Here is a 24772-nt window from a genome sequence, read left to right on the forward strand (position 1 = left end):
GTTGACAGGCTCCCCCTGTACGCCAGTCCTGCGTGGGCGGCGCGGCCCACCGGGTTCAAGTCGAAGTGCGGTAGTGCACCAGTGGCCCGAAAAAAAAGGAACGTCTGGTGACGTTCCTTTTTTTTATGGCCCATTCCCGGCAGCAGTTGCCGGGAATGCTCTTCACTGTATCAGCGCATGTGTAGGCCACCGTTGACGGAGAACTCTGCGCCAGTGGCGTAGCCACCCTCGTCAGAGGCCAGCCAGGCGACGATGGAGGCAATTTCGCTGGGCTCGCCCAGGCGCTTGACGGGGACGGTGCCGACAATCTTCTCCAGCACATCGGGGCGAATCGCCTTGACCATGTCGGTACCGATATAGCCCGGCGCCACGGTATTCACCGTTACGCCCTTGGAGGCCAGTTCCTGCGCCAGCGCCATGGAGAAGCCGTGCATGCCGGCCTTGGCGGCCGAGTAGTTGGTCTGGCCGGCCTGGCCCTTTTCCCCATTGACCGAGCTGATGTTGACGATGCGCCCCCAGCCCTTTTCCACCATGTCGGCAACAACCTGCTTGGTCACGTTGAACATGCTGTTGAGGTTGGTTTCGATGACGGCGTCCCAGTCCTCGCGCGTCATCTTCACGAACATGCGGTCGCGCGTGATGCCGGCGTTGTTCACCAGCACATCGATGCTGCCATGCTCGGCCTTGGCCTTGGCGAAGGCCTCCACCGTGGAATCCCAGTCACCCACATTGCCTGCAGAGGCGTAGAAGGTGTAGCCCAGGGCCTTCTGCTCGGCCAGCCACTTGGCGTAGTCGCGCGTGGGGCCGCAGCCAGCGATGACCTTCAAGCCTTCCTTGTGCAGGCGTTGGCAAATGGCCGTGCCGATTCCACCCATGCCTCCGGTGACGTATGCGACTTTCTGACTCATTGTGTGCTCCTTGTGTGGTGGAAAAATCCGTAAACACTCTACCCAAGATCCTGATCTGTGCGATCAAGGTAAACACGGGCCTTGGCCATTGTCTCGCAGGCGACTGACTCGACTATGACGCGAAGGCCCGAATCTCTGACGGCTTAGCGCTCCAGCGCCAGCGACACGCCCATGCCGCCGCCAATGCACAGCGCAGCCAGGCCCTTCCTGGCGTCGCGGCGCTGCATCTCGTGCAGCAGCGTCACCAGCACGCGGCAGCCCGAGGCGCCGATGGGGTGACCGATGGCAATCGCCCCGCCGTTGACGTTGACACGCGCCGGGTCGATGGCCAGCTCCTTGTTGACGGCGCAGGCCTGGGCGGCGAAGGCTTCGTTGAGCTCGAACAGGTCGACATCGGCGGCGTTCCAGCCGGCGCGGGCCAGTGCCTTGCGCGATGCCGGCACCGGGCCCATGCCCATGGTGGCCGGATCCAGGCCGGAGGTGCCGTAGGCGGCGATGCGCGCCAGGGGCTTGAGGCCCAGGGCCGCCGCCTTCTTGGCGCTCATCACCACCACGGCGGCAGCGCCGTCGTTGATGCCCGAGGCATTGCCGGCCGTCACCGACCCGGCCTTGTCAAACGCCGGGCGCAGACCGGCCAGGGCTTCGGCATTGGTCTTGCGGTTCAGGTATTCGTCGGCATTGAACAGAATTGGGTCGCCCTTTTTCTGCGCCAGCGAGACGCCGACGATTTCGTCGGCAAAGCGGCCGGCGTCCTGGGCCGCGGCGGCCTTTTGCTGGCTGGCCAGGGCCAGCGCATCCTGCATCTCGCGCGTGATGCCGTAGGCCTTGGCCACGTTCTCGGCGGTGATGCCCATGTGGTACTGGTTGTACACGTCCCACAGGCCGTCCACGATCATGGTGTCCACCATTTTCCAGTCGCCCATGCGCTGGCCGTCGCGCGAGCCATTCAGCACATGGGGCGACAGGCTCATGTTCTCCTGGCCGCCGGCGACGACGATTTCGCTGTCGCCCGTGGCCACGGCCTGGGCCGCCAACATGACGGCCTTCAGGCCCGAGCCGCAGACGGCGTTGATGGTCAGGGCCGGGGTTTCCTTGGCGACGCCGGCCTTCATCAGCGCCTGGCGCGCCGGGTTCTGGCCGCAGCCGGCCGCCAGCACCTGGCCCATGATGACCTCGCCCACCTGATCCAGCCCCACCTTGGCGCGTGCCAGGGCCTCCTTGATGACGATGGCGCCAAGATCCGTGGCCGCGGTCTTGGCGAGTGTGCCGCCAAACTTGCCCACGGGGGTGCGTACGGCGGAAACGATGACGATGTCTTCCATGTGAGTCCTCTCTGAAGTAATGCCCGGCAGCGCCTTGCGCCGGGCGGATGAATCCTATCAGGCCTTTTGCTTGACGTAACGCCCCGGTGCGGGCTCGATGGCCTTGAATTCGGGCGCCCTGCCGTAATCCTTGGGGGCGGCGATCTGCTTGCCGGCATGGCCCTTGAGCCATTCGCTCCAGTCATCCCACCAGCTGCCGGGCAGCTCATCGGCCCCGGCCAGCCAGCCTTGCAGCGTGGCGGGCAGCTTGCCGTCCTCGCGCACCCAGTGGCTGCGCTTGTTCTTGGCCGGGGGGTTGATCACGCCGGCGATATGGCCCGAGGCGCCCATGACGAAGCGCTTCTTGCCCGGCAGCACCTGGGTGGATGCGTAGGCGGCATCGGCCGGCACGATATGGTCTTCACGCGAGCCGTAGATGTAGACCGGCAGCTTGACCTGGCGCAGATCCAGCTGTTCGCCGCACACCGTGAGGGCGCCGGGCTCGATGAGCTTGTTCTCCAGGTAGAAGTTGCGCAGATACCAGGCGTAGTACGGCCCGGGCAGGTTGGTGCTGTCGCTGTTCCAGTACAGCAGGTCGAACGGAGGCGGCGTCTCGCCCTTGAGGTAGTTGCCGACGACGTAGTTCCAGACCAGCTCGTTGGGGCGCAGGAAGCTGAAGGTGGAGGCCAGATCCTGCCCCTTCATGAGGCCGCCCTGTCCCATTTGCATCTCGCGCATGCGCACGAAGTTTTCGTCGATGAAAACGTCGAGGATGCCGGTGTCGGCAAAGTTGATCAGCGTGGTGAGGAAGGTGGCGCTGGCCACCACATCCTGGCCGCGCGCGGCCAGCACTGCCAGGGCGTTGGTGAGCATGGTGCCGCCCACGCAAAAGCCCAGAGCGTTGATCTTTTCGACGCCGGAGATTTCCTGCGTCTTGGCGATGGCGGTGAGCACCGCCTGCTCGATGTAATCGTCCCAGGTCTTGTGGCCCAGCGACTCATCGGGGTTGCGCCAGCTGATCACAAAGGTGCGGTGGCCCTGCGATACGGCGTAGCGGATGACCGAGTTCTCGGGCTGCAGATCCAGGATGTAGTACTTGTTGATGCAGGGCGGCACCATGAGGAAGGGGCGCTCGTACACCTTGGCCGTGAGCGGCTTGTATTCGAGGAGCTGGAACAGCTCGTTCTCGAACACCACGGCGCCTTCGGTCGTGGCCACGTTGCGGCCGACCTCGAAGCGGCTCTCGTCGGTCATGGAGATATGGCCCTGGCGCATGTCGTGCAGCAGGTTGGCCACGCCCTTGGCGATGCTCTCGCCGTGGGTTTCTATCGCCTTCTTCTGCGCGTCGGCATTGAAGGCCAGGAAGTTGCTGGGCGACATCGCGGCCAGCCATTGCTCGACGCCGAAGCGGATGCGTGCGCGGGTCTTTTCGTCGGCCTCCACGGCATCCACCATGCCCATCAGGGCGCGCGCCTGCATCTGGTAGGCCGTGACCGAATACACCGACAGCGGGTTCTGTGCCCAGTTCTCACCGGCAAAGCGCCTGTCGCCGGTCTTGGGCATTTGCGGCAGCATGCCCTGGCCCCACAGCGCGCGCATGTCCTGCAGGTACTGCTGCTGCAGCTCCAGCAACTTGTCGCCGGCAAAGTTCACCGGCGTGCTCGGTGGCATGGCCATGGCCTTGTTCAGCTCCCCCGGCTGCATGGCCTGCAGCATGTTGCCCCAGCTCTGGCTGAGCATTTGCTGAAATTGCTGGACACTTTCGGCCCATGCGGCGTCGTTGCTCATACGGTCTCCATGAATATGCCCGGAAGCAGGCACAGGTGGTCATTGTTGCCGAGCAGTCCCCGGCCACACAAGAGTCCTCAGCAGTGCTACAGGGTTTTGCATGCGCGTGGCAGCGACGTGGCAGTTCACAATAGGGGGCTATTTTGCTTGAAGTCAATCATGTATTTGGTGTTAATAGCCTGGCTTTATGTAACCGTGATGATGGCGGTGGCCGAGGCAACGTCGGCCCAGGGCACGCTGCTGGGCGCGGGCATCACCTTTGTGCTCTATGGCCTGCTGCCTATCGCCATCGTGGGCTACATCCTGGGCACGCCCGCGCGCAAACGCGCCATTCGCGCGCGCGAGCAGGCCCTGGCCGCATCAGCCGCTGATCCAGATGCAGGCAGCCATGCGCCCGCTGGTGCCCAGGACGGGGCTGTCGCGCCGGTGCGAAAAGAACCGTGACGGGTTGGCCACCGTGCACCAGGCCGGGCTGCTGTCGTTGCCATGGATCGCATCCACGCCCATGGCGCGCAGGCGCTGGCGCGCCAGGCCTGCCAGGTCGGCCAGCAGCTTGCCGGCCCGGCCATGGGGCTTGAAGCAGGCAGCGGCCCGCAGGTCATGGGCGCAAAAGGCCTCGCGCACCTCGGGGCCGACCTCGAAGGCCTGCGGGCCTATGCAGGGTCCCATCCAGGCCAGCAATTCCTGTGGCGCCTGATGAGCTATATTTGTTGTAGCTTGATGCGCTTTATCAACAAGGCTTTCAGCCTGAAATGACTGTACGGCTGCCTCCAGCACACCGGCGGCCAGCCCGCGCCAGCCGGCATGGGCAGCGGCCACCTGCGTGCCGGCGCGGTTGGTGAACAGCACGGGCAGGCAGTCCGCGGCCATGACGGTGCAGGCCACGCCCGGCACCCGTGTGGCGCAGGCATCGGCATCGCCGCCGTCGGGCGTGTCGGCCTGCAGGGCCGCCAGCGCCGTGCCATGCACCTGGCGCAGATACACCGGGCGCACCGGCTGGCCGCGCGCGCTGACAGCCGCCTGCAATGCCGCCCAGTTGGCGGCCACGGCCTCGGGCGCGTCGCCTACGTAGCGGCCCAGGTTGAAGCTGTCCCAGGGCGGCGCGCTCACGCCGCCATTGCGCGTGGTGCACAGCGCATGCACATGGGCCGGGGCGGGCCAGTCGGGTTGCAGCCAGTCGTGGGGAATGCGGTGCGTCATGGCATCAAACCCCATGGTCCGGGCAGGCCGACGGCTGGGCGCGCTGGAAAGCCGGCAACGCCATGCAGGCCTGGAAAGCCGCCATGGTGCGCGCCAGGTCATGCAGTTCGACATGGAAACGCTGGGCATTGAAGATTTGCGGCACCAGGCAACAGTCGGCCAGCGTGGGCTGGTCGCCCCAGCACAGGCGCGAGGGAGCCTGGCCGGTGGCCTTGCGCTCGGCGTCGAGCAGCAGCAGCTGGCGCTCGAAGGCCTGCAGGCCCTGGCGTGCCCAGTGGCTGTACCAGGCATCCTTGGCGGCGTCGTCCAGCTGCAGCTGGCGCTTGAGGTACTTGAGCACACGCAGATTGTTCAAGGGGTGGATCTCGCAGGCCACGAGCTGCGCCAGGGCGCGCACATGGGCGCGGGCGATGGGGTCGCCCGGCAGCAATGCGGGCGCCGGATGGGTTTCGTCCAGGTATTCGATGATGGCCATGGACTGCGCCAACAGCCGGCCGTCGTCCAACTCAAGCGCCGGCACCAGCGCGTCGCCCAGCTGGCTGGCGTAGGCGGGCAGCAGCTGTTCGCCCTTGAGCAGGTTCACCGCCACATAGTCGTAGGGCAGGCCCTTGAGCTCCAACGCAATGCGCACGCGAAACGAGGCCGAGGAGCGAAAGTAGTTGTAGAGCTTCATGCCCCGCAGCATAAGCGCCGCGGGCCCATGGCACACTGCGACGATTTCGCCCGCAACACCAGCGTCAGAGGTTTCTCCATGAGCTATGTCATCCCCCCCGCAGCCCCGGCCAGCGTACCCGTTGTCGGCCGCGCCGAGCGTTTTGCCGTGCACCGCATCTACTGCGTGGGCCGCAACTACGCCGAGCACGCCAGGGAGATGGGCTTTACCGGGCGCGAGCCGCCGTTCTTCTTCATGAAGCCGGCCGACGCCGTACTGCCCGTGGCCCAGGGCGAGACCGGCCACCTGCCCTACCCCACGCTGACCCAGGATCTGCACCACGAGATCGAACTCGTCGTGGCCATAGGCCAGGGCGGCAGCAACATCGCCGCGCAGGATGCGCTGCAGCATGTCTGGGGCTACGCCGTGGGCCTGGACATGACGCGCCGCGACCTGCAGGCCGAGGCCAAGAAGCAGGGCCGCCCCTGGTGCATCGCCAAGGGCTTTGACGCCAGCGCGCCCATCGGCCCCATCACTCCTGCGGCTCAGGCCGGCAATGTGCAGCAGGCCGCGATCTGGTTGCAGGTCAACGGCGCAGACCGCCAGCGCAGCAACGTCAGCCAGCTGATCTGGAACATCGCCGAGACCATTGAACATCTGTCACAAGCCTGGGAGCTGCGGCCCGGCGACCTGATCTTCACCGGCACGCCCGAGGGCGTGAACGCGGTGGCGCGCGGCGATGTGCTGGAGGGCGGCATCGACGGCCTGTGCCCGCTGCGCGTGGCCGTGGCCTGACCCAGTTTACTATATTAAATATAGCTGTTCGCGCTTGATACATGAGCGCTAGAGCCAATTTTTAATAACATAGCATGATCTTTCGCCGCCCCATCAAGCATTGCCGCGAATGCGGCGCGGCCGTGACCTACCGCCTGCCCGACGATGGCGACACGCGCGCACGCGCCATATGCCCGGCCTGCAACACCATCCATTACGAGAACCCGTTGATGGTGGTGGGCACGGTGCCCGTGCTGGGCGAGCGCGTGCTGCTGTGCAAGCGCAACATCGAGCCGCGCTGGGGCAAGTGGACGCTGCCGGCCGGCTTCATGGAGCTGGGCGAAACGGCCGAACAAGGCGCCGCGCGCGAGACCGACGAAGAGGCCGGCGCCCTGATCACGATGGGGCCGCTGTTCTCCCTGCTCAGCGTGCCCCAGGTGGGGCAGGTGCATATCTTCTACCTGGCGACGGTGCTCAGCGAGCGCTTCGACCCCGGCCACGAGACGCTGGAGGCGCGGCTCTTTGCCGAGGACGAAATCCCCTGGGACGAGATCGCCTTTCGGACCGTCAAGCGCACGCTGGAATGCTTTTTTGCCGACCGCCGCGGTGGGCAGTTCGGCGTGCACTCCTACGACATTCTTTAGCGATCGAGATTGAAAGTCGCCGGCTGCAAGGCGGCCGAATCCATTGCCGGCGGCGGCGCGTACGGTTGCACCGGCTGCGCATCGGGCTGGTCCACCCATACCGGCGGATCGGCCGCCGGGGCGCGCGGTGCCACTTCCTGCAGCGGCACCAGCGGTGCCTCGGTAATCTCGGGACGCTCGTCCTGCGGCGGGGCGCTGGCCGCAGGCACGGGGGCGCGGGGCGCCTCGGGCGCGGGCACGGCAGCCGGGCTGGCCTGCTGGCCTGTGGGGCGGCCAAACAGGTCATAGACCCAGTTGCGCAGCGTGCCCGTGGCCGTGGCGATCCAGCTGCTTTCCTCCTCGTCGATGAAGCGCTCGCGCGCATCGATGATCTTGCCGCGCAGCGCCTGGCGGAACACATCGCCCACCATGGGCAGTGCGCTGTGCGCGCCCTGGCCCCAGTAGTCGCTGCGCAGCGTGATGCGCCCGTCGTTGAAGCCGGCCCAGGCGCCGGCCACCAGCTGCGGGTGCATCAGGATGAACCAGCCGTCGGTGTTGTCCTGCGTGGTGCCGGTCTTGCCGGCCACGTCGGCGGTGATGCCGTAGCGCGCGCGTATCGCCACGCCCGTACCCTTGTCCACGGCGCCGCGCAGCGCGTCGCGCAGCTGCTGTGCGGCGGCCAGGCCCAGCGCGCGCTCGGGCGCAGCGCTCTGGAAGGCTTCGAGCAGCTTGCCGTTCTTGTCCTCGATGCGGGTGATCACCGTGGGCGCCCGGTAGAGCCCGCCGCTGGCGATGGTGCCGTAGGCGGCCACCATTTCCTTCAAGGTGACCGCGCTGGTGCCCAGAGCCAGCGCGGGCACGGCCTCCAGCCTGGATTCGCGCACGCCCATGGCGCGTGCCAGCTGCGCCACCTGCTGCGGCCCCACCTGCTGCATCAGCTGGGCGGTGATGGTGTTCTTGGAATACGCCAGGCCGTCGCGCAGCTGCATGGGCTCGTTGCTGGGCGGCGTGCGCCCGTCCGTGGGGCGCCAGACCTGCTTGCCGCCCAGTGGTATCTCCACGGCCTGATCCATCAGCTGGTCGGTGGGCAGCATGCCCTTGGCGAAGGCCGCGCCGTAGACGAAGGGCTTGAAGGTGGAGCCGGGCTGGCGCCGGGCGGCCTGCACATGGTCGAACGGGTCCTGCTCGAAGTCGCGGCTGCCCACCCAGGCCAGCACCGCCCCGCTCCTCGGATCGAGCGCCAGGAAGCCGGCCTGCACGCGCGTCTTGGCGGCGCGCAGCCGGCGCAAAAAATCGCCATCGGCCAGCAGTTGCTGCAGCGCCTCCTCGGGCGTGGCGCCGGCCGCCACGGCCTTGTCGTACTGGGGCGACTCGCGCACCAGCTGCTGCACCAGCGGGCTCCTGGCGCTCCAGGCGGCGCGTGGCGCCCAGGCGACATCGGCCACGCCCTGCAGCTGCCGGCCCTGGCGCTGCACGGCCTGGTTTGCCATTTCCTGCAGCCGGCCGTCGATGGTGGTGCGTATCACCAGGCCGTCGCTGTACAGGCTGTAGCCATTGCGATCGGCCCAGTCGATGAGCTGGCGGCGCAGCTGCTGCGCCAGGTGCGGGGCCAGGCCGGACAGCTCGCTCTGGCGCTCGAAGCGTATGCGCAGCGGGCGCTTGGCGAGCTTGTCGTACTCGGCGCTCGCGAGCTTGCCGCGCTTCTTCATCTGCGCCAGCACGGTGTTGCGCCGCTCTTGCGCGCGCTCCGGGTTGAGCACCGGGTTGTAGTAGGCCGTGCCCTTGAGCATGCCGACCAGCGTGGCACTCTCCAGCACCGTCAGCCTGTCGGCCGATTTGTCGAAATAGGTACGCGCAGCCATCTCTATGCCATAGGCGTTGTAGAGAAAGGGCACGGTGTTCAGGTAGGTCTCCAGGATCTCGTCCTTGGAGTACAACCACTCGATCTTCAGCGCCGTGATGGCCTCCTTGATCTTGCGTGTGAGCGTGGGGGCGCGGCCAATGTCCTCAGGGTACAGGTTGCGCGCCAGCTGCTGGGTGATGGTGGAGCCGCCCTGGCGCTCGCCCCCAAAGGTGCGCACCATGGCCGATGCAGTGCGCCGCCAGTCCAGGCCAAAGTGCTCATAAAAGCGGTGGTCCTCGGTGGCGATCAGCGCATCCACCACCGGCCTGGCGATGGTGGAAAGCGGCACCCATTCGCGGTTCACCCAGCGGTATTCGGCCAGCAGGCGCCCGTCGCTGGAGACCAGCTGCGCCGGCTGATCGCTCTTGGCCTTGCGGATGTCGCTGATGGCGGGCGTGAACGGGATCAGCGCCAGCACGTACAGAACAACCGCCAGCGCCAGCACCGCCAGCAGCCACAGCAGGCCATGGGCGGACAGCCAGGAGTCGGGCCGGCGCACCAGCGCCGCGCACAGCCCGGCCGTGCGCGCACGCAAGGAATCGAAAAACACCATAAATGTTGATAAAAAGTGCCTGTAGCGCTTATGGATAAAGCGCTAACAGCTATAAATTTGAAAGCGTCTGCGCGGGCCGCTGAAAGGCCGGCGATGGTGCGGCGCCCGGCGCCGCGGTGACGACAGGCGTGCTTTATACCGCCAATCCTTTGAAATCAACGGTTTACAGGTTTTTCCAAACGTTCAGCCCATGAACTGACGCAGCTGCGGCAGGCTGGCCTGGGCAGCGCGGCGGCCTTCGTCGATGGCCTCCTGGGCGCGGTGAAAGTCCAGCTGGCCCAGGTGCGACAGGCGCGGCGCTATCACCACCTCGGGCGGGTCGCCGGCCATGCGGCTTCGCGTGATGCGCATCTGCATGATGTTCACGCTGGTCATCATCACGTCCAGCATCGACGGCTGCTTGGGTGCCGGCGCCTTGCCATTGCTGCCGGCCCAGAACTTCAGGCGCCGCATCCAGTCGCCGTTGTGCGCGGGTTCGGGCGCGGGCAGGGCCTCGGGGCCGTCGCCCGGCTGGCTCTCGCGCACCACGGCCAGGGGGTGCATATGGCGCTGCACGATGTCGGCGTTCAAGTCCACGCCGATGACGATGTCGGCCCCCATGGCACGCGCCAGCGAGGTGGGCACGGGATTCACCAGGCCGCCATCGACCAGCAGCCGCCCGTCGGCATGCACCACCGGCGTGAACAGACCGGGCAGTGCAATCGATGCGCGCACGGCGTCGGCGATCGAGCCGTCGCGCAGCCAGACCTCGGCGCCCGAGTGCAGATCGGTCGCCACACAGGCGAAGGGCAGCGGAGACGCATCGATGTCGAAGTCGGCAAAATGCCGGCGCCAGAAGGCGATCAGCTTTTCGCCCTTGAGCATGCCGCCCGCCAGATTGAAGTCCATGAAGCCGAACACCTCGCGCAGCCCCAGGGTCTGCACCCATTCGGCAAAGCGCTCCAGCTCGCCCGCCGCATAGGCCGCGCCCACCAGGGCGCCGATCGACGAGCCGCAGACCATGTCAAGGTGCACGCCCTCGTCGCGCAACACCTGCAGCACGCCGATATGCGCCCAGCCGCGCGCCGAGCCGCTGCCCAGCGCCAGGCCTACCTTGGGTTCGCGCCGTGCCAGGGCCATGGCTACAGCGCCCCGCGCAGCAGCGCGCGCAGGCCGTCCTCGTCCAGCACCGGGATGCCCAACTCCTCGGCCCTGGCGAGCTTGCTGCCCGCCTCGGCACCGGCGACGACGTAGTGCGTCTTCTTGCTGACCGAGCCTGCCACCTTGGCGCCGGCGGCCTCCAGCAAATCCTTGGCCGCGTCGCGACTCAAGGTCGGCAGAGTGCCGGTCAGCACCACGGTCTTGCCGGCCAGGGGCAAAGCGGTGTGCTCGGCGGGTGCACCCTCCTCCCAGGTCACGCCATGCGCGCGCAACGCAGCGACCACCTCGCGGTTGTGCGGCTGGGCGAAGAAGGTATGGATGGAATCGGCCACCACGGGCCCCACGTCGTTCACCTGCAAGAGCTGCTCCGCTCCCGCGTCCATGATGGCGTCGAGGCTGCCGAAATGCCGTGCCAGATCCTTGGCCGTGGCCTCGCCCACATGGCGCACCCCCAGGCCGAACAGAAACCGCGGTAGCGTGGTGCGCTTTGATTTTTGCAGCGCATCCAGCAGGTTCTGCGCCGACTTCTCGGCCATGCGCTCCAGGGGCGCCAGCGTGGGCAGATCCAGGCGGTACAGGTCTGCCAGGCTGCGCACCAGCTCACCATCGACCAGCTGATCGACCAGCTTTTCGCCCAGCCCCTCGATGTCCAGGGCGCGGCGCTGCGCGTAGTGCAGCAGCGCCTGCTTGCGCTGGGCCGGGCAAAACAGCCCGCCCGAGCAGCGGTGGTTCATCTCGCCGGCCTCGCGCACCACGGCACTGCCGCACACCGGGCATTGGCGCGGCATGCGGAAGTTGGGCACGTAGGCCGGGCGCTGGCCGGCGACCACGCCCACCACCTCTGGAATCACGTCGCCCGCGCGGCGCACGATGACCTGGTCGCCCACACGCACGCCCTTCTTGCGGATCTCGAACAGGTTGTGCAGCGTGGCATTCGTCACCGTGACGCCGCCCACGAACACCGGCGCCAGCCGCGCCACGGGTGTCAGCTTGCCGGTGCGGCCGACCTGCACGTCTATGCCTTCGCAGCGCGTCAGCATCTCCTGCGCCGGGTACTTGTGCGCCACGGCCCAGCGCGGCTCGCGCGTCTTGAAGCCCATCTGGCGCTGCAGCGCCAGGCTGTTGACCTTGTAGACCACGCCGTCGATGTCGTAGGGGAGCGCATCGCGCTCGGCGCCCAGGCGGCGGTGGAATGCTATTAGTTCAGAAGCGCCTAGCGCAATCTGAACCTGGGGTGCAACCGGAAACCCCCAGGTTTTGAGTTGCTGCAGCAGCGCGTAATGCGTGCCAAAGTCGGGCCCGCCCTGCTCCGCCGGCGTGATCTCGCCCAGGCCATAGGCAAAGAAGGACAGCGGGCGCTTGGCGGTTATCCCTGAGTCGAGCTGGCGCACCGCGCCGGCGGCGGCGTTGCGCGGGTTGACGAAGGTCTTCTCGCCCCGCTCGCGCTGGCGTTCGTTCAACGCGCCGAAGTCGGCGCGGCGCATATAGACCTCGCCGCGCACCTCCAGCACCGGCGGCACGTCGGCCGGAAGCGTCAGCGGGATCTGCCGGATGGTGCGGATGTTGTGCGTCACGTCCTCGCCCACCTCGCCGTCGCCGCGCGTGGCGGCCTGCGTGAGGCGGCCGTGCTCGTAGCGCAGGCTCATGGCCAGGCCGTCGAACTTGGGCTCGGCCACGTATTCCACGGGCGGGGCTGATGCATCGAGGCCCAGCTCGCGGCGTACGCGGGCGTCGAAGGCCTCGGCGCCGCTGGCCTCGGTATCCGTCTCGGTCTGGATGCTGAGCATGGGCACGCTGTGGCGCACGCTCGCCAGCCCATCCATCACCGCGCCTATCACGCGCTGCGTGGGCGAGTCGGGCGTCACCAGGCCTGGGTAGGCGCCCTCCAGCGCCTGCAGCTGCTGGAACACGCGGTCGTACTCGGCGTCGGGCACGCTGGGTGCGTCCTGCACGTAGTACTCGTGCGCCCAGCGGTTGAGCTGCGCCCGCAGATTCTCAATTTTTGTAGCTACCAACGCTGACGCAGCGGGCGCTGGAGCCGAAAAAAGATCCAAACTCTCGGTCATCTTGATTTTCCACGGCGCTGCGCGTCACCCGCGGCGCATGCAACTGGCGCAACCCAGGCCGGGGCCACCGCGCAAGGGCCGGCCCGCCGCGCTGGTGGCGTCCCCCTGGGGGGAAGGCGCCGAAGGCGACTCAGGGCGGCCATGTTGTTAGCTGAACAGCCGCCGCGCCAGCACCGAGCCGGCCGACAGCTCATGGCTGTCCAGCTGGTCGTAGAGCTGCTCCAGGTCGGCCGCGATGGGTTCCATGGTCATGGCAGGCAGCGGTGTGCCGTTCTGGTCGCAGAGCACGCCGTCCATGGCCTCGGCAAGCTGGGCGGCCACCTCGCGCAGGCGGGCGAAGGGCTGTTCGCTGCGGTGTACCTGGGCAATGTCCAGGCTGAGCATGATGTCGCGCACGGCGGACTGCTCGGGGTCGTCGGACATGGCGGCCTGGCTGTCGTAACCCAGGGTCAGCATGGGTGGAAGGCCGACGCCGCTGGCCGCCAGCACCAGACGCCCCGGAATCGCACCGGCCACGAAGCCGCAACGCGCTGCATTCTGCTGCACATAGCCGGGGCTCCAGGCGGCCTGGCGCGCGCGCAGCATGAAGGACAGCTGGGCGTCATGGTCGCTGGCGAACTGATCGAGCTCGCGCGCCCGCGCCACCTCGTGCAGCATGTCGGGAAAGTCGGGCGTGGCGTTGATGGCGTCGGCAAAGGCCTGGGCCTTCATGACGAACTCCGAGAACTCGATCTCGTTGAGCGCGCCCACGCGGTTGGCCAGCTGCACCCCGGCCTGGAACTGCACATAGCGCTGGCCGGGCTGGGGCTGCTCCCACTGGTTGCTGGCCAGATTCAGGCCCTCGATGGCAAAGGGCTTGCTGCCCGCGCGGCGCGTGGGCGGCAGGGCCGCCAGGGCGGCGTCGCCCGAGACCTGCTGCTCGGCGACGATGGGGGCGATCACGTCAATGAGCGGATCGAGCCCGCCGCGGCGCTCAGGCTGTGGCACGGGCAGATCCAGCGCGTCGCGCGCATCCACGGCATGGCCTTCGAAATGGGGCTCTGCGGCGCTGGCCTGGGCGGCATCGACCTGCCCCAGCCCGGCACCGTCGAACGCCGGCTCCTGGCGCACGGCCGGCTCCTGCCCCTTGTCGCCCTCGCGCGGGCTGGCACGCTTGGGCGTGTTGCGCCGGGTGGTCCAGGCGTTGTAGGCAATGACGACGATCAGCACCAGGGCGCCGATGATGATGAGGCTGAGTTGGAAGTTGCTCATGGTGTATGAAGTTAAGCCTCGGCCATGGACAGCGCGGACTGCATGTCCACGGCCACGATGCGCGAGACGCCCTGCTCCTGCATGGTCACGCCGATCAACTGTTCGGCCATCTCCATGGCGATCTTGTTGTGGCTGATGAACAAAAACTGCGTGCCGCGCGACATGGCGGAGACCAGCTTGGCATAGCGCTCGGTGTTGGCGTCGTCCAGCGGCGCGTCCACCTCGTCAAGCAGGCAGAACGGTGCGGGGTTGAGCTGGAAGATGGCGAACACCAGCGCAATCGCGGTGAGCGCCTTCTCGCCGCCCGACAGCAGGTGGATGGTCTGGTTCTTCTTGCCCGGCGGCTGGGCCATGACCTGCACGCCCGAGTCGAGGATCTCGTCGCCGGTCATGATGAGGCGCGCCTGGCCGCCGCCGAACAGCTCGGGGAACATGCGGCCAAAGTGGCCGTTGACGGCGTCGAAGGTGCCCTGCAGCAGGCTGCGCGTCTCGCCGTCGATCTTCTTGATCGCATCCTCCAGCGTGGTCATGGCCAGCGTCAGGTCCTCGGTCTGCGCGTCCAGAAAGCCCTTGCGCTCGCGCGCCAGGGTCAGCTCCTCCAGCGCCGCCAGGTTGACCGCGCCCAGGGCCGTGATCTCGCGCTGCAGGCGGTCGATCTCGCCCTGCAGGCCGGCGGCGCGCACGCCGCCTTCCTCGATGGACAGCGCCACGGCCTGCAGGTCGGCCTGGGCATCCTGCAGCAGGCTGCTGTACTGCTCCAGCCCCAGGCGCGCGGCCTGCTCCTTGAGCTGGAATTCGGTGATGCGCGCGCGCAGCGGGTCGAGCTGGCGCTCGTGCTGCATGCGCCGCTCGTCGCTGGCACGCAGCCGGGCCGTGAGCTCGTCGTACTGGCTGCGCTGGGCACCGAGCAGCCTCTCGCGCTCCAGCTTCAGCTCCAGCGCCTGCTGCAGCCCGCCCTGGGCCGCCGCGTCGGACAGGCGTGCCAGCTCGTCCTGTGCGCGCTGGCGCTCGTCGTGCAGCGTGCGCGCCTGCGTGGCGGCCGTGTCCATGGTGCGGGCCAGCTCGGCACGCCGCGCCAGCAGGCTGCGGTGGGAGAACTGCGCCTCCTGCACGCGCCGCTCCAGGCTGCGCTGTTGCTCGCGGCATTCGTTCAATCGGCGCTCGGCCTCGATCACGCGGTCGCCCAGCTGCGCATGGCGCTCCTGGCTGTCGGCCAGCTGCATGTCCAGCTCCTCGAAGCGCGCCTCGGACTGCACGCGGCGCTCCTGCAGATCGGACAGCTGCGCCTCGACCTCTGCCAGGTCGGCGCTGATCTGCGCGCCGCGCGCGCGCGCCTGCTCGGCCAGCTGGGTCAGTTGCAGCGTCTGCACCTGCAGCTCGTGCGCGCGGCCCTGGGCCTCGCTGGCCTCGCGGCGCGCGGCCACCAGGCGCTGGGATGCGTCGGCATAGGCGGCCTCGGCCCGCACCAGGGCGGTGCGCGCCTCTTCGGCAATCAGCTGCTGGGCGCGCAGCTCCTTTTCCAGGTGCTCGATTTCCTGGGCGCGCGCCAGCAGGCCGGACTGTTCGGAGTCCTGGGCAAAGAAGCTCAGGCTGTGCGCCGCTACAGCATGGCCCGCGGCCACATAGATGGCCTGGCCCGGCTGCAGCTGCGCGCGGCGGTCCAGCGCCTCGTCCAGGGTCTGCGCCGTAAAGCAGCCATGCAGCCAGTCCACCAGCACGGCACGCAGGCCGCTGTTGTCCACGCGCAGCAGGTCGGACAGGCGCGGCTGCGTGGCGGTGGGCTCGGGTTGCGGGGTGGCTGGGGCGCTGTAGAAGGCCAGGCGCGCGGGCGGGGCATCAGCGCCGCCGGCACCCAGAAAGCCGCGCACCATGTCCAGCCGCCCCACGGGCAAGGCCGCCAGGCGCTCGCGCAGCGCGGCTTCCAGGGCGTTCTCCCAGCCGGGCTCGATGTGGATGCGGCTCCACAGACCCTGCAGGCCATCCAGCCCATGCCTGGCCAGCCAGGGCTGCAGCTTGCCATCGACCTTCAGCTTTTCCTGCAGCGCCTTGAGAGCCTCCAGGCGTGCCGACAGGTCGGCCTGGCGCGCGGCCTCGTGGTTCACGGTCTGCTGGCGCTGGCGCCGCTCTTCGTCAAGCTGGGGCACGCTGTCCTGCAGCTCCTCCTGGCGCGCGGCGGTCAGTTCGGCGCCCTCCTCGGCCTCTTGTAGTTGCTGGCGCAGGTTCGCCAGGCGCGCCTCGTCGGGCGCGGCCAGGGCGTTCCTGTCGCTGCGCAGGCGTTCATGGCGCACGTCCAACTGGCGGCTTTGCTCGCCCAGGCTGCGCTGCTCGGCGGCCAGCACCTGGATTTGCTGCTGTATCTGCACCACGGCGCTGCGCTGCTGTTCGCTGCGCTGCTGGGCCTGGCGCAGGGCGTCTTCCAGATCCGGCAGCTGCATGGCCTGTTCTTCGACCTGGGCTGCCAGCAGCTCGGCCTGTTCCTCGGCGTTCTCGCCCGCGCCGGCCAGGTGCTCGGCCTCGGCCTCGGCCTCTTCCTTGCGCGCCGACCATTGCTGGATCTGCTCGGCCAACTGCAGCAGGCGCTGCTCCACGCGCTGGCGGCCCTCGACCACGTAGCGGATCTCGGCCTCCAGCTTGCCGACCTCGGCCGTGGCCTCGTACAGCCGGCCCTGGGCCTGGTTGACCTGGTCGCCGGCCTCGTAATGCGCCTGGCGTATGGATTCGAGGTCGGCCTCCACATGGCGCAGGTCGGCCATGCGCGATTCGAGGTCGTTCACGGCCTGCAGACCCTCGGTGCGCACGCGCGCCATCTCGGCTTCAGCGTCGGCGCGCTTCAGGAACCACAGCTGGTGCTGTTTGAGCGTCACGTCGGCCTGCAGCGCGTTGTAGCGCGCCGCCACCTCGGCCTGCTTCTCCAGCTTTTCGAGGTTGGCGTTCAGCTCGCGCAGGATGTCTTCGACGCGTGTCAGGTTCTCGCGCGTGTCGGCCAGGCGGTTCTCGGTCTCGCGCCGGCGTTCCTTGTACTTGGACACGCCCGCGGCCTCTTCGAGGAACAGGCGCAGCTCCTCGGGCCGGCTTTCGATGATGCGGCTGATCGTGCCCTGGCCGATGATGGCGTAGGCGCGCGGCCCCAGGCCCGTGCCCAGGAACACGTCCTGCACGTCGCGCCGGCGCACCGGCTGGTTGTTGATGTAGTAGCTGCTGGTGCCGTCGCGCGTGAGCACGCGCTTGACGGCGATCTCGGTGAACTGGTTCCACTGCCCGCCGGCGCGGTGGTCGTGGTTGTCGAAGACCAGCTCCACGCTGGAGCGGCTGGCGGGCTTGCGGCTCGTGGTGCCGTTGAAGATCACGTCCTGCATGGACTCGCCGCGCAGCTCGCTGGCCTTGGACTCGCCCAGTACCCAGCGCACCGCGTCCATGATGTTGGACTTGCCGCAGCCGTTGGGGCCCACCACGCCCACGAGCTGGCCCGGCAACTGGAAGTGGGTGGGCTCGGCAAACGACTTGAAGCCAGCGAGTTTGATGGAATTGAGACGCACGAATTACCTGTAACACCGCGCCGCTGGCGGGCCCGGCGGTTTAAAGCATGAATGTTACCTGAGGCAGCTGGCAGGCCCTGTCCAGTGCAGGCGCGGGTGGGCATCGTCTATCCGCTGCGGCGCTCACTCTCCATGACTGTCGATTTTTTTTACATATCACCGACGTTTTTGTGCCGAGTTAATACCCACTAATTCCAATTGCAGCGACATCCCTACTTGGCATAAAAAATGCGTGCTTTTTCTGCGCATATCACTAAACATCCCCCTTCGGAGGAATTCCCCATGAAACTCAAGACAGTCCTGCGCGCCTTGGTCTTGTGCTGTGGCTTGGCGGGCATGGCCAGCAGCCATGCCGCGGCAATGTTGTTCGATCATGTGAACGAAAAGAATTCGATCCTGTTTTCCACGACCCAAGATGGCGCCACGTTGTCTGTCACGGTGGACTTCACCCTCACTGCGTGGACGGCTACCAGCGCCACCTTTGCTGTGCATGTCGCGAACGACTCGTCTGGTCCGGGCAAAAACACGCTTACTTCGATCGGCATCGACATAGTCAGCCCCTCAATCACGAAGGCTACGGCCACCGGTGATTGGAAGGGCACCAAGCTCAACACGACGCTCCCCGGTTTCCAGAACGTGGATCTGTGCCTTTATGCCGGCAACAACTGTTCCGGCGGCGGCAACGCGGGTCTCGGTCAATTGAAAGCCGCCGACTTTGTCCTGACCCTGACGACCGCCGGCAACTTTCTGACAAATGGCATCACATTCGAAAACCCTTTTGACGCGAAGTTTCAAAGCGTTGGCAACGGCGGCGGCTCGCATGAATTCGCGGGCTGCATTTCGGGCACACTCAACTGCGGAGGCACGACGAAGCAGGTGCCAGAACCTGCCTCGATCACCCTGGTGGGCCTGGGCCTGCTCGGCGCCGCGCTGGCCCGCCGTCGCAAGCCGGTTTGAGCACCCAGAACTCTAAGCAGTTCTGTCGTCCTCAAAAAGCGCTCATCGAGCGCTTTTGTTTTTTTAGCAAAAATGTCCTGAAACGCCTGTACAACAATGGCATGCAGCTATCAATTATGCATCCGTGACTGCCGTCAGCCGCGCGGCGCAAAGGCAATGATGGCCATGCCGCACAGCGTGACGGCCACGCCCAGCCAGTCCCAGGGGCCGGGGCGTATGCCATCCACCGCCCACAGCCAGGCCAATGCCACGGCCACATAGACGCCGCCGTAGGCCGCATACACACGCCCGGCGGCGGCCGGGTGCAACGTCAGCAGCCAGGCAAACAGGGCCAGGCTGGCGGCGGCCGGCAGCAGCAGCCAGGCGCTGCGCCCCTGGCGCAGCCACAGCCAGGGCAGATAGCAGCCGAGGATCTCGGCCAGCGCCGTGGCCAGGAACAGGGCCAGGGTGGTGACTACCTGCATGACGGGACTGCGCAGGCTTCTGCGCTGGCGGCACTATGGGACATGGGGGCCGACGGCGGCTGCATGTGCCAGCACCAGGTCCTCGAATGCCAGACCCGGCACCGGGCGGCTGAGCAAGTAACCCTGCCAGGCATGACAGCCTGCGCGCTCCAGGAACAGGCGCTGCGCCTCGGTCTCCACCCCTTCGGCCGTCACCTGCAGGCCCAGGCTGGTGCCCAGGGCGACGATGGTGCGGGCGATGGCTGCGTCGTTGGGGTCGGTGAGCACGTCGCGCACAAAGCTCTGGTCGATCTTCAGCTCGTGCAGCGGCAGGCGCTTCAGGTAGGCCAGCGATGAATAGCCGGTGCCAAAGTCGTCCAGCGAAAAGCCCACGCCATAGCCGCGCAGCTGCACCATCTTGGCAATGGTGTCCTCCACGTCCTGCAGCAGCAGGCCCTCGGTGAGCTCCAGGCGCAGGCGCCGCGCATCGGCGCCGGCGCCGGCCAATGCCTCCAGCACCTGGGGTACGAAGCCGGCCTCGTAGAACTGGCGCGGGCTGACGTTCACCGCCACCGTCAGCTGGCCCAGCACTGGGTGCTCCTGCCAGTGCGCCAGCCGCTCGCAGGCCGTGCGCAACACCCATTGGCCCAGGCGCAGGATCAGGCCGCATTGCTCGGCCAGCGGAATGAATTCGGCCGGGGACACGTAGCCCTTGACAGGGTGGCGCCAGCGCAGCAGCGCCTCGGCGCCCGTGATCTGGCCGCGCACCATCTTCGGCTGGTAGAACAGTTCGAACTGGCCACTGTCCAGCCCGGCGCGCATGTCGGCCTCCAGCGCCACGCGCTCGGCCATCTGGGCCTGCATCTGCGGGTCGAAGAAGCGCAGTGCGTCGCGCCCGGCCGCCTTGGCCTCGTACATGGCCATGTCGCTGCGCTTGAGCAGTTCATCGGCCGACTCGCGCTGGCCCTGGAAGACGGCGATGCCCACGCTCAGCGTGGAGTGGCGCGGCTCGCCGCCATCGATCACGAAAGGCGCGCGCATGGCCTGCAGCATCTTCTGCGCGGCCTCCTCGGCCCTGGCTGCGGCCTCCGCCGGCGTGGCGCCCAGATCCTTGAGCACCACCACGAACTCGTCGCCGCCATGGCGCGCCAGCGTGTCGTCGTCCGGCACACAGGCGCGCAGGCGCTCGGCCACGGCCTGCAGCAGTCGGTCGCCCATGTCGTGGCCCAGGGTCTCGTTGATCTGCTTGAAGTTGTCCAGGTCCAGCATCAACAGCGCGCCGCACCATTGGTGCCGCGCGCTGATGGCCAGCGCCTGCTGCAGGCGGTCAAGCAGCAGGCGCCGGTTGGGCAGGCCGGTCAGCGGGTCGTTGTAGGCCAGATAGCGCACCTCCTGCTCGGCCCGGCGGCGCTGGCTCAAATCCACCATGGTGACGATGTGGCTGTCCTCCAGCATCATGCCGGACAGCTCGACGATGTGCTGCACGCCGGACTTGGCGGTGATCACGCATTCCAGCGGCGCGATGGCGGCGCCGCCATCCACTGCGGCCCGGCGCGCCGCTGCGCAGGCGGCCTGCCAGGAGCGCCGCACCTGCTCGCGCTGCGCGGCGTCGGGGATGGTCAGGCTCCACAGACTGTCCACATCGGGCGCTTCGTCGGCGCCATAGCCGCAGATCTGCACATGGCTGGCATTGCGGAACACGATGCGCTCGTCCTGCACCAGGTTCACGCCCACGGGCATGTGGTTCAGGATGCCGAGCAAGCGCTGCTCGCTGCCGCGCAGGGCCTGCTCCATGCGCTTGCGCTCGCTGATGTCCTGCACCACGGCCAGGTGGTAGCCAGTGCCATCGGCCAGGCGCAGGCGTGACACCGACAGCTCGGCCCATACGACGCCACCATCCTTGCGCCGGTAGCGCTTCTCCATCCGGAAGTCGCGCAGCTCGCCGGCGCGCAGGCGCGCCATTTGCGCCAGATCGTCCTGCAGATCCTCGGCCACGGTGATGTCCTGGAAGCGCAGCTGCTGCAGCTCCTGCTCGGTATAGCCCAGCAGGTCGCAAAACTTCTGGTTCATGCGCACCAGCCTGTCGCTGTCCAGATCCACCTGCACAAAGCCCACGGCGGCCTGATGGAACACGGCGCTGAAGCGTGCCTCGCTCTCGCTTAAAGCGGTGCCGGCCTGCCGCACATCGCTGAGCGCGCGCGCGCGGCGCAGCACCAGCATGCTGACGGAGACTGTGAGCAACGCCGTGACCAGCAGCCCCCCCAGGGCCAGCAGGCCCGGCAGCCGCTGCTCCTGGCTCGACAGAAAGCTCGCCGTCGGCTGTAGCTGCAGCAACCAGCGCCGCCCGCCCACCAGCACCTCCTCGGTGCGCTGCATGCCGTCAACAGCGGACGCGTCCATGGATGGGGATTGGTACAGCCGCTCGGCGGCCGCCGGCGACACGCCACCGGCCAGGCCGATGTCGGACAGGGTCACCGACAGGTTGTGCATCTGCCCCTGATTGCGCATTGCGTGGATGGCAGTCTCGATATGCACGCTGACACCGACGGCCCCCAGAATACGCCGAGCCTGGCCATCACCCGGCGCTGGACCGGCAAACACCGGCAGGCGGAGCATGATGCCGGTTCGGTCTCCGTCGGAACCTGCCAATTGAAATGGCGCCGACGCGGTCAATCCAGCGCTGTCGCGGGCGCGCAGCAAGGCCTCCAGTGCCTCCGGCACGGAATGGATTTCCAGCCCCAGAATGCCTGCGTTGCCAGCCCGTGGCCAGAGAAACTCCACCACGTAATACTCCGGACGCTCCTGCGCCGGCCGAATCGCAAAGTCCGTCGGCAGGCTGCCGTCCAGATGGGCGTCGCCTCGGGCCCGCGTCTCGAAGGCGCGGCGCTCATCCCCGGCAACATGGCGGGTGAAGTTGATGTTCTTCACCCCAGGGTGGCTGCTGGCCAACGCAAGGTCACTGGCCACGCGCTCGAACTCGCTGCGCCGCAGCTCCGGGTTGACGGTCAGCAGGCCGCGCATGCCCTGCAGCAATTCGGCATGCGATTCCATGCGCCGCTGCAGCGCATCGGCAAACAACCGTGTCTCCTGGGCAAAGCGCGCCTGCGCGATGGACTGCATGGACGCGGTCTGCTGCAACCACAACGCATAGCTGGCCGCGCAGCCTGCCAGCGCCAGCGCCAGGCCTGGCAGCCAGTGCCCGAGCAGTCGGCGTCGCGCGGCGAGTATGAACATGGTGGGTGGGACAACAATGGCGGTACAGGGTTGCACCTGTGCCGCACAGAATAGCGGCAATTGCAGCGTCGCCTTACAAACCGTAGCAAGCCAACTGGCCGATCAGACCATCGGTGTCACCACTCCCGTGCAGACAGGTCTTGCCCTCAGGACGGCACCGACACCACGGTCGCACCCTCTGGCTGGCGCCGCAGCATGAACCGGTAGGCGACGCCCAGCAGCACAAACCACAGCGGCGTGACCACCAGCGCCTGGCGCGTATCCGTCTCCAGGGACAGCAGCACCAGGATGCCGGCAAAGAACGCCAGGCAGGCCCAGCACATGGCCACACCGCCGGGCATCTTGTATTTGGACGCGGCATGCAGCGCGGGGCGCTGGCGCCGGTAGGCGATATAGGACAGCAGGATCAGCGACCACACGAACATGAACAAAATGGCCGACACCGTGGTGACCAGCGTGAAGGCCTGGACCAGATCGGGAACGACCCACATCAAGAACGCCCCCAACAGCAGGCAGCCGCAGGAAAACAGCAGGCCGCGCGAGGGCACGCTGGCGCGCGAGAGCTGGTAGAACGCGCGCGGCGCATCGCCCTTGAGCGCCAGCCCGTACAGCATGCGGCTGGTGGAAAACACCCCGCCGTTGGCCGACGAAGCGGCCGAGGTCAGCACCACGAAGTTGATCACCCCGGCGGCGGCCGGCAGGCCGGCCAGCACGAACAGCTCGACAAACGGGCTCTTGCCCGGCACCACGTCGCGCCAGGGTGTCACGGCCATGATGGCAATCAGCGCGCAGACGTAGAAGATGATGATGCGCACCGGTATCGAGTTGATGGCGCGCGGCAGCGTGCGCTCGGGATCCTGCGCCTCGGCCGCCGTGGTGCCCACCAGCTCTATGCCCACGAAGGCGAACACCGCGATCTGGAAACCGGCAAAAAAGCCCATGGCCCCATGCGGAAACAAGCCGCCGTCATTCCACAGGTTGGACAGGCTGGCTGCGCGGCCTGCGGGTGAGACGAAGCCGCCGGCGACCATGGCCACGCCCGTGCCCACCAGCGTGACAATGGCCACGATCTTGATCATGGCGAACCAGAACTCGATCTCGCCAAAGAGCCGCACCGTGAGCAGGTTCAGGCCCAGCAGCAGGCCCACGCAGGCCAGCGCCGGCGCCCATTGCGGCAGGTCAGGAAACCAGAACTGCGCATAGGCCGATATCGCGATCACATCGGCAATGCCGGTCACGATCCAGCAGAACCAATAGGTCCAGCCGGTGAAGAACCCCGCCCAGGGGCCGAGCAGGTCGGAGGCAAAGTCTATGAACGACTTGTAGCGCAGGTTGGACAGGAGCAGCTCGCCCATGGCGCGCATCACAAAGAACACCATCGCGCCGATGATGGCGTAGACCAGCACGATGGAGGGCCCGGCCAGGCTGATGGTCTTGCCCGAGCCCATGAACAGGCCCGTGCCTATGGCGCCGCCAATGGCGATGAGCTGGATGTGGCGGTTGGTGAGATGGCGCTGCAGGTCATGCTGACCCTGCTCCCCCTGCCCCGAGGCGGCGTCCTTGAAAGTCATGGGAATCAAGCCCGGTCGCAGCGGGCGCAAAAGTCAAACAAAATCCATCGCAGAGTTCGGCAGGCAAGCGATGGCTTTTCTTGCGGCATTCACGCCAAAGCAGCAAGCAAACACCGGAACTGGAAGAAAAAAAGAAAAAGCACGCAAGAATAAATCAAAACTTCAACAGCCCAGACGAAAACAGAAAATCTGGGTAGGCAGGCAGCGACAGGCCAGCATCGGCCTTGACCTCGATGCATGGAATTTCAGCAGGATCAACAAATTCCAACATTTTTGTGGCGGAATTTGCCCACTGCCGTGTTACCCTCCCCCTCCATGTCTCGTTGGCTTATCGTTTTGTTACTTGTGAGCGCGAATGCTTACGCGTCTCCTCCCGACGAGGTGGAGCGCATGCTGGCGGAGCGTGGCCTGATCGGGCAGCTGCAGGAGTTGCGCCACGATGTCGCCGATCGCACCTCCGATCTGATCTCCACCGCCATGGGCTTCATAGGCGTGCCCTACCGCCGCGGCGGCAACAGCGCCGAAACCGGTTTTGACTGCAGCGGCTTCGTGCGTGTCATCTTTGACCAGGCCAAGGGCATGGTGCTGCCACGCAAGGCCAGCGAGCAGGCCGCAGCCACCGAAGTCATCGACAAGAAAGACCTGCAACCGGGCGACTTGGTGTTCTTCAACACCATGCGCCGGGCCTTCAGCCATGTCGGCATCTACGTGGGCGATGGCAAATTCATCCATGCCCCGCGCTCGGGCGCGCAGGTGCGCGTCGAAGACATGGGAGTGGCCTACTGGGCGCGCCGCTTCAACGGTGCGCGTCGCGTTGCGGCAAACGACCGGGAGACGGCGAACCTCGCTGCCTCGGCCCGTTGAACACACCC

The 24772-nt window shown here is 67.0% G+C and carries 19 protein-coding genes; 6 read left to right on the forward strand and 13 right to left on the reverse strand.

Annotated elements, in window-relative coordinates; genetic code table 11:
* Nucleotides 1-170 precede the first annotated feature (170 nt).
* The 3 genes from phbB to P4826_RS04215 form a co-directional block, all read right to left on the reverse strand.
* On the reverse strand, nucleotides 171-908 hold the full coding sequence (gene phbB, locus P4826_RS04205; RefSeq protein ID WP_317702663.1) for an acetoacetyl-CoA reductase: 738 nt from the start codon (nucleotides 906-908) through the stop codon (nucleotides 171-173).
* Nucleotides 909-1051: 143 nt separating this feature from the next.
* On the reverse strand, nucleotides 1052-2230 hold the full coding sequence (locus tag P4826_RS04210; RefSeq protein WP_317702664.1) for an acetyl-CoA C-acetyltransferase: 1179 nt from the start codon (nucleotides 2228-2230) through the stop codon (nucleotides 1052-1054).
* A 57-nt stretch (nucleotides 2231-2287) separates the two neighbouring features.
* A complete protein-coding gene (locus P4826_RS04215; RefSeq protein ID WP_317702665.1) occupies nucleotides 2288-3997 on the reverse strand; it encodes a PHA/PHB synthase family protein in 1710 nt (569 codons plus the stop codon).
* A 159-nt stretch (nucleotides 3998-4156) separates the two neighbouring features.
* Here P4826_RS04215 and P4826_RS04220 point away from each other — a divergent pair, with 159 nt between their 5' ends.
* The gene (locus P4826_RS04220; RefSeq protein WP_317702666.1) at nucleotides 4157-4441 is read left to right on the forward strand and encodes a hypothetical protein; all 285 of its coding nucleotides are present in this window, start codon (nucleotides 4157-4159) and stop codon (nucleotides 4439-4441) included.
* Here the strand turns inward: P4826_RS04220 and pgeF are convergent.
* Complete coding sequence (gene pgeF / locus P4826_RS04225; protein ID WP_317702667.1) at nucleotides 4358-5197, reverse strand: peptidoglycan editing factor PgeF; 840 nt, start codon at nucleotides 5195-5197, stop codon at nucleotides 4358-4360. The two genes, P4826_RS04220 and pgeF, sit on opposite strands and share 84 nt — an antisense overlap.
* Nucleotides 5198-5201: 4 nt before the next feature.
* Nucleotides 5202-5870 (reverse strand): maleylacetoacetate isomerase, encoded by a 669-nt coding sequence (gene maiA, locus P4826_RS04230; protein ID WP_317702668.1) that lies wholly within the window; start codon nucleotides 5868-5870, stop codon nucleotides 5202-5204.
* 78 nt (nucleotides 5871-5948) lie between these two features.
* Between maiA and P4826_RS04235 the strand changes: the two genes are divergently transcribed.
* Nucleotides 5949-6644, forward strand: coding sequence for a fumarylacetoacetate hydrolase family protein (locus tag P4826_RS04235; RefSeq protein WP_317702669.1), 696 nt, complete (start codon nucleotides 5949-5951; stop codon nucleotides 6642-6644).
* 74 nt (nucleotides 6645-6718) lie between these two features.
* Nucleotides 6719-7267: an NUDIX hydrolase gene (locus tag P4826_RS04240; protein WP_317702670.1), complete on the forward strand. Its 549-nt coding sequence runs from the start codon at nucleotides 6719-6721 to the stop codon at nucleotides 7265-7267.
* Here the strand turns inward: P4826_RS04240 and P4826_RS04245 are convergent.
* The 5 genes from P4826_RS04245 to smc form a co-directional block, all read right to left on the reverse strand.
* Nucleotides 7264-9702 (reverse strand): penicillin-binding protein 1A, encoded by a 2439-nt coding sequence (locus P4826_RS04245; protein WP_317702671.1) that lies wholly within the window; start codon nucleotides 9700-9702, stop codon nucleotides 7264-7266. The two genes, P4826_RS04240 and P4826_RS04245, sit on opposite strands and share 4 nt — an antisense overlap.
* 183 nt (nucleotides 9703-9885) lie before the next feature.
* Nucleotides 9886-10821, reverse strand: a complete 936-nt coding sequence (gene rssA / locus P4826_RS04250) for a patatin-like phospholipase RssA (protein ID WP_317702672.1) — start codon at nucleotides 10819-10821, stop codon at nucleotides 9886-9888.
* Between the two features lie 2 nt (nucleotides 10822-10823).
* A complete protein-coding gene (gene ligA, locus P4826_RS04255) occupies nucleotides 10824-12908 on the reverse strand; it encodes an NAD-dependent DNA ligase LigA (RefSeq protein WP_317702673.1) in 2085 nt (694 codons plus the stop codon).
* A gap of 147 nt (nucleotides 12909-13055) precedes the next feature.
* On the reverse strand, nucleotides 13056-14159 hold the full coding sequence (locus P4826_RS04260) for a cell division protein ZipA C-terminal FtsZ-binding domain-containing protein (protein ID WP_317702674.1): 1104 nt from the start codon (nucleotides 14157-14159) through the stop codon (nucleotides 13056-13058).
* An 11-nt stretch (nucleotides 14160-14170) separates the two neighbouring features.
* The gene (smc, locus tag P4826_RS04265; protein WP_317702675.1) at nucleotides 14171-17695 is read right to left on the reverse strand and encodes a chromosome segregation protein SMC; all 3525 of its coding nucleotides are present in this window, start codon (nucleotides 17693-17695) and stop codon (nucleotides 14171-14173) included.
* 282 nt (nucleotides 17696-17977) lie between these two features.
* Here smc and P4826_RS04270 point away from each other — a divergent pair, with 282 nt between their 5' ends.
* Nucleotides 17978-18652, forward strand: a complete 675-nt coding sequence (locus tag P4826_RS04270) for a cistern family PEP-CTERM protein (protein WP_317702676.1) — start codon at nucleotides 17978-17980, stop codon at nucleotides 18650-18652.
* A gap of 134 nt (nucleotides 18653-18786) precedes the next feature.
* On the opposite strand, the gene P4826_RS04275 is transcribed toward P4826_RS04270, so the two are convergent.
* The 3 genes from P4826_RS04275 to cycA all read right to left on the reverse strand — a co-directional run bounded on the left by P4826_RS04275 (nucleotide 18787) and on the right by cycA (nucleotide 23900).
* A complete protein-coding gene (locus tag P4826_RS04275; RefSeq protein WP_317702677.1) occupies nucleotides 18787-19116 on the reverse strand; it encodes a YnfA family protein in 330 nt (109 codons plus the stop codon).
* Between the two features lie 33 nt (nucleotides 19117-19149).
* A complete protein-coding gene (locus tag P4826_RS04280; RefSeq protein ID WP_317702678.1) occupies nucleotides 19150-22329 on the reverse strand; it encodes a bifunctional diguanylate cyclase/phosphodiesterase in 3180 nt (1059 codons plus the stop codon).
* 146 nt (nucleotides 22330-22475) lie between these two features.
* Nucleotides 22476-23900: a D-serine/D-alanine/glycine transporter gene (cycA, locus tag P4826_RS04285; protein ID WP_317702679.1), complete on the reverse strand. Its 1425-nt coding sequence runs from the start codon at nucleotides 23898-23900 to the stop codon at nucleotides 22476-22478.
* On the opposite strand from cycA, the gene P4826_RS04290 reads away from it, so the two are divergent.
* Both P4826_RS04290 and P4826_RS04295 read left to right on the forward strand, forming a co-directional pair.
* Nucleotides 23899-24249 (forward strand): hypothetical protein, encoded by a 351-nt coding sequence (locus P4826_RS04290; RefSeq protein ID WP_317702680.1) that lies wholly within the window; start codon nucleotides 23899-23901, stop codon nucleotides 24247-24249. The two genes, cycA and P4826_RS04290, sit on opposite strands and share 2 nt — an antisense overlap.
* Nucleotides 24216-24764: a C40 family peptidase gene (locus P4826_RS04295; RefSeq protein ID WP_317702681.1), complete on the forward strand. Its 549-nt coding sequence runs from the start codon at nucleotides 24216-24218 to the stop codon at nucleotides 24762-24764. The genes P4826_RS04290 and P4826_RS04295 overlap by 34 nt, the downstream gene beginning before the upstream one ends.
* The last annotated feature ends 8 nt before the right edge of the window (nucleotides 24765-24772 follow it).

Source organism: Diaphorobacter limosus (genome assembly GCF_033100095.1).
Taxonomy (GTDB): Bacteria; Pseudomonadota; Gammaproteobacteria; order Burkholderiales; family Burkholderiaceae_C; genus Alicycliphilus; species Alicycliphilus limosus.

What these genes read in the sequence shown, in the direction of transcription:
- P4826_RS04295 (WP_317702681.1), top strand. Translation starts at nt 24,216, where the DNA reads ATGTCTCGTTGGCTTATCGTTTTGTTACTTGTGAGCGCGAATGCTTAC.
- ligA (WP_317702673.1), bottom strand. Translation starts at nt 12,908, where the DNA reads ATGACCGAGAGTTTGGATCTTTTTTCGGCTCCAGCGCCCGCTGCGTCA.
- P4826_RS04240 (WP_317702670.1), top strand. Translation starts at nt 6,719, where the DNA reads ATGATCTTTCGCCGCCCCATCAAGCATTGCCGCGAATGCGGCGCGGCC.
- P4826_RS04220 (WP_317702666.1), top strand. Translation starts at nt 4,157, where the DNA reads ATGTATTTGGTGTTAATAGCCTGGCTTTATGTAACCGTGATGATGGCG.
- maiA (WP_317702668.1), bottom strand. Translation starts at nt 5,870, where the DNA reads ATGAAGCTCTACAACTACTTTCGCTCCTCGGCCTCGTTTCGCGTGCGC.
- P4826_RS04280 (WP_317702678.1), bottom strand. Translation starts at nt 22,329, where the DNA reads ATGTTCATACTCGCCGCGCGACGCCGACTGCTCGGGCACTGGCTGCCA.
- rssA (WP_317702672.1), bottom strand. Translation starts at nt 10,821, where the DNA reads ATGGCCCTGGCACGGCGCGAACCCAAGGTAGGCCTGGCGCTGGGCAGC.
- P4826_RS04260 (WP_317702674.1), bottom strand. Translation starts at nt 14,159, where the DNA reads ATGAGCAACTTCCAACTCAGCCTCATCATCATCGGCGCCCTGGTGCTG.
- P4826_RS04275 (WP_317702677.1), bottom strand. Translation starts at nt 19,116, where the DNA reads ATGCAGGTAGTCACCACCCTGGCCCTGTTCCTGGCCACGGCGCTGGCC.
- P4826_RS04215 (WP_317702665.1), bottom strand. Translation starts at nt 3,997, where the DNA reads ATGAGCAACGACGCCGCATGGGCCGAAAGTGTCCAGCAATTTCAGCAA.
- P4826_RS04235 (WP_317702669.1), top strand. Translation starts at nt 5,949, where the DNA reads ATGAGCTATGTCATCCCCCCCGCAGCCCCGGCCAGCGTACCCGTTGTC.
- phbB (WP_317702663.1), bottom strand. Translation starts at nt 908, where the DNA reads ATGAGTCAGAAAGTCGCATACGTCACCGGAGGCATGGGTGGAATCGGC.
- P4826_RS04270 (WP_317702676.1), top strand. Translation starts at nt 17,978, where the DNA reads ATGAAACTCAAGACAGTCCTGCGCGCCTTGGTCTTGTGCTGTGGCTTG.
- P4826_RS04245 (WP_317702671.1), bottom strand. Translation starts at nt 9,702, where the DNA reads ATGGTGTTTTTCGATTCCTTGCGTGCGCGCACGGCCGGGCTGTGCGCG.
- pgeF (WP_317702667.1), bottom strand. Translation starts at nt 5,197, where the DNA reads ATGACGCACCGCATTCCCCACGACTGGCTGCAACCCGACTGGCCCGCC.
- cycA (WP_317702679.1), bottom strand. Translation starts at nt 23,900, where the DNA reads ATGACTTTCAAGGACGCCGCCTCGGGGCAGGGGGAGCAGGGTCAGCAT.
- P4826_RS04290 (WP_317702680.1), top strand. Translation starts at nt 23,899, where the DNA reads ATGGGAATCAAGCCCGGTCGCAGCGGGCGCAAAAGTCAAACAAAATCC.
- P4826_RS04210 (WP_317702664.1), bottom strand. Translation starts at nt 2,230, where the DNA reads ATGGAAGACATCGTCATCGTTTCCGCCGTACGCACCCCCGTGGGCAAG.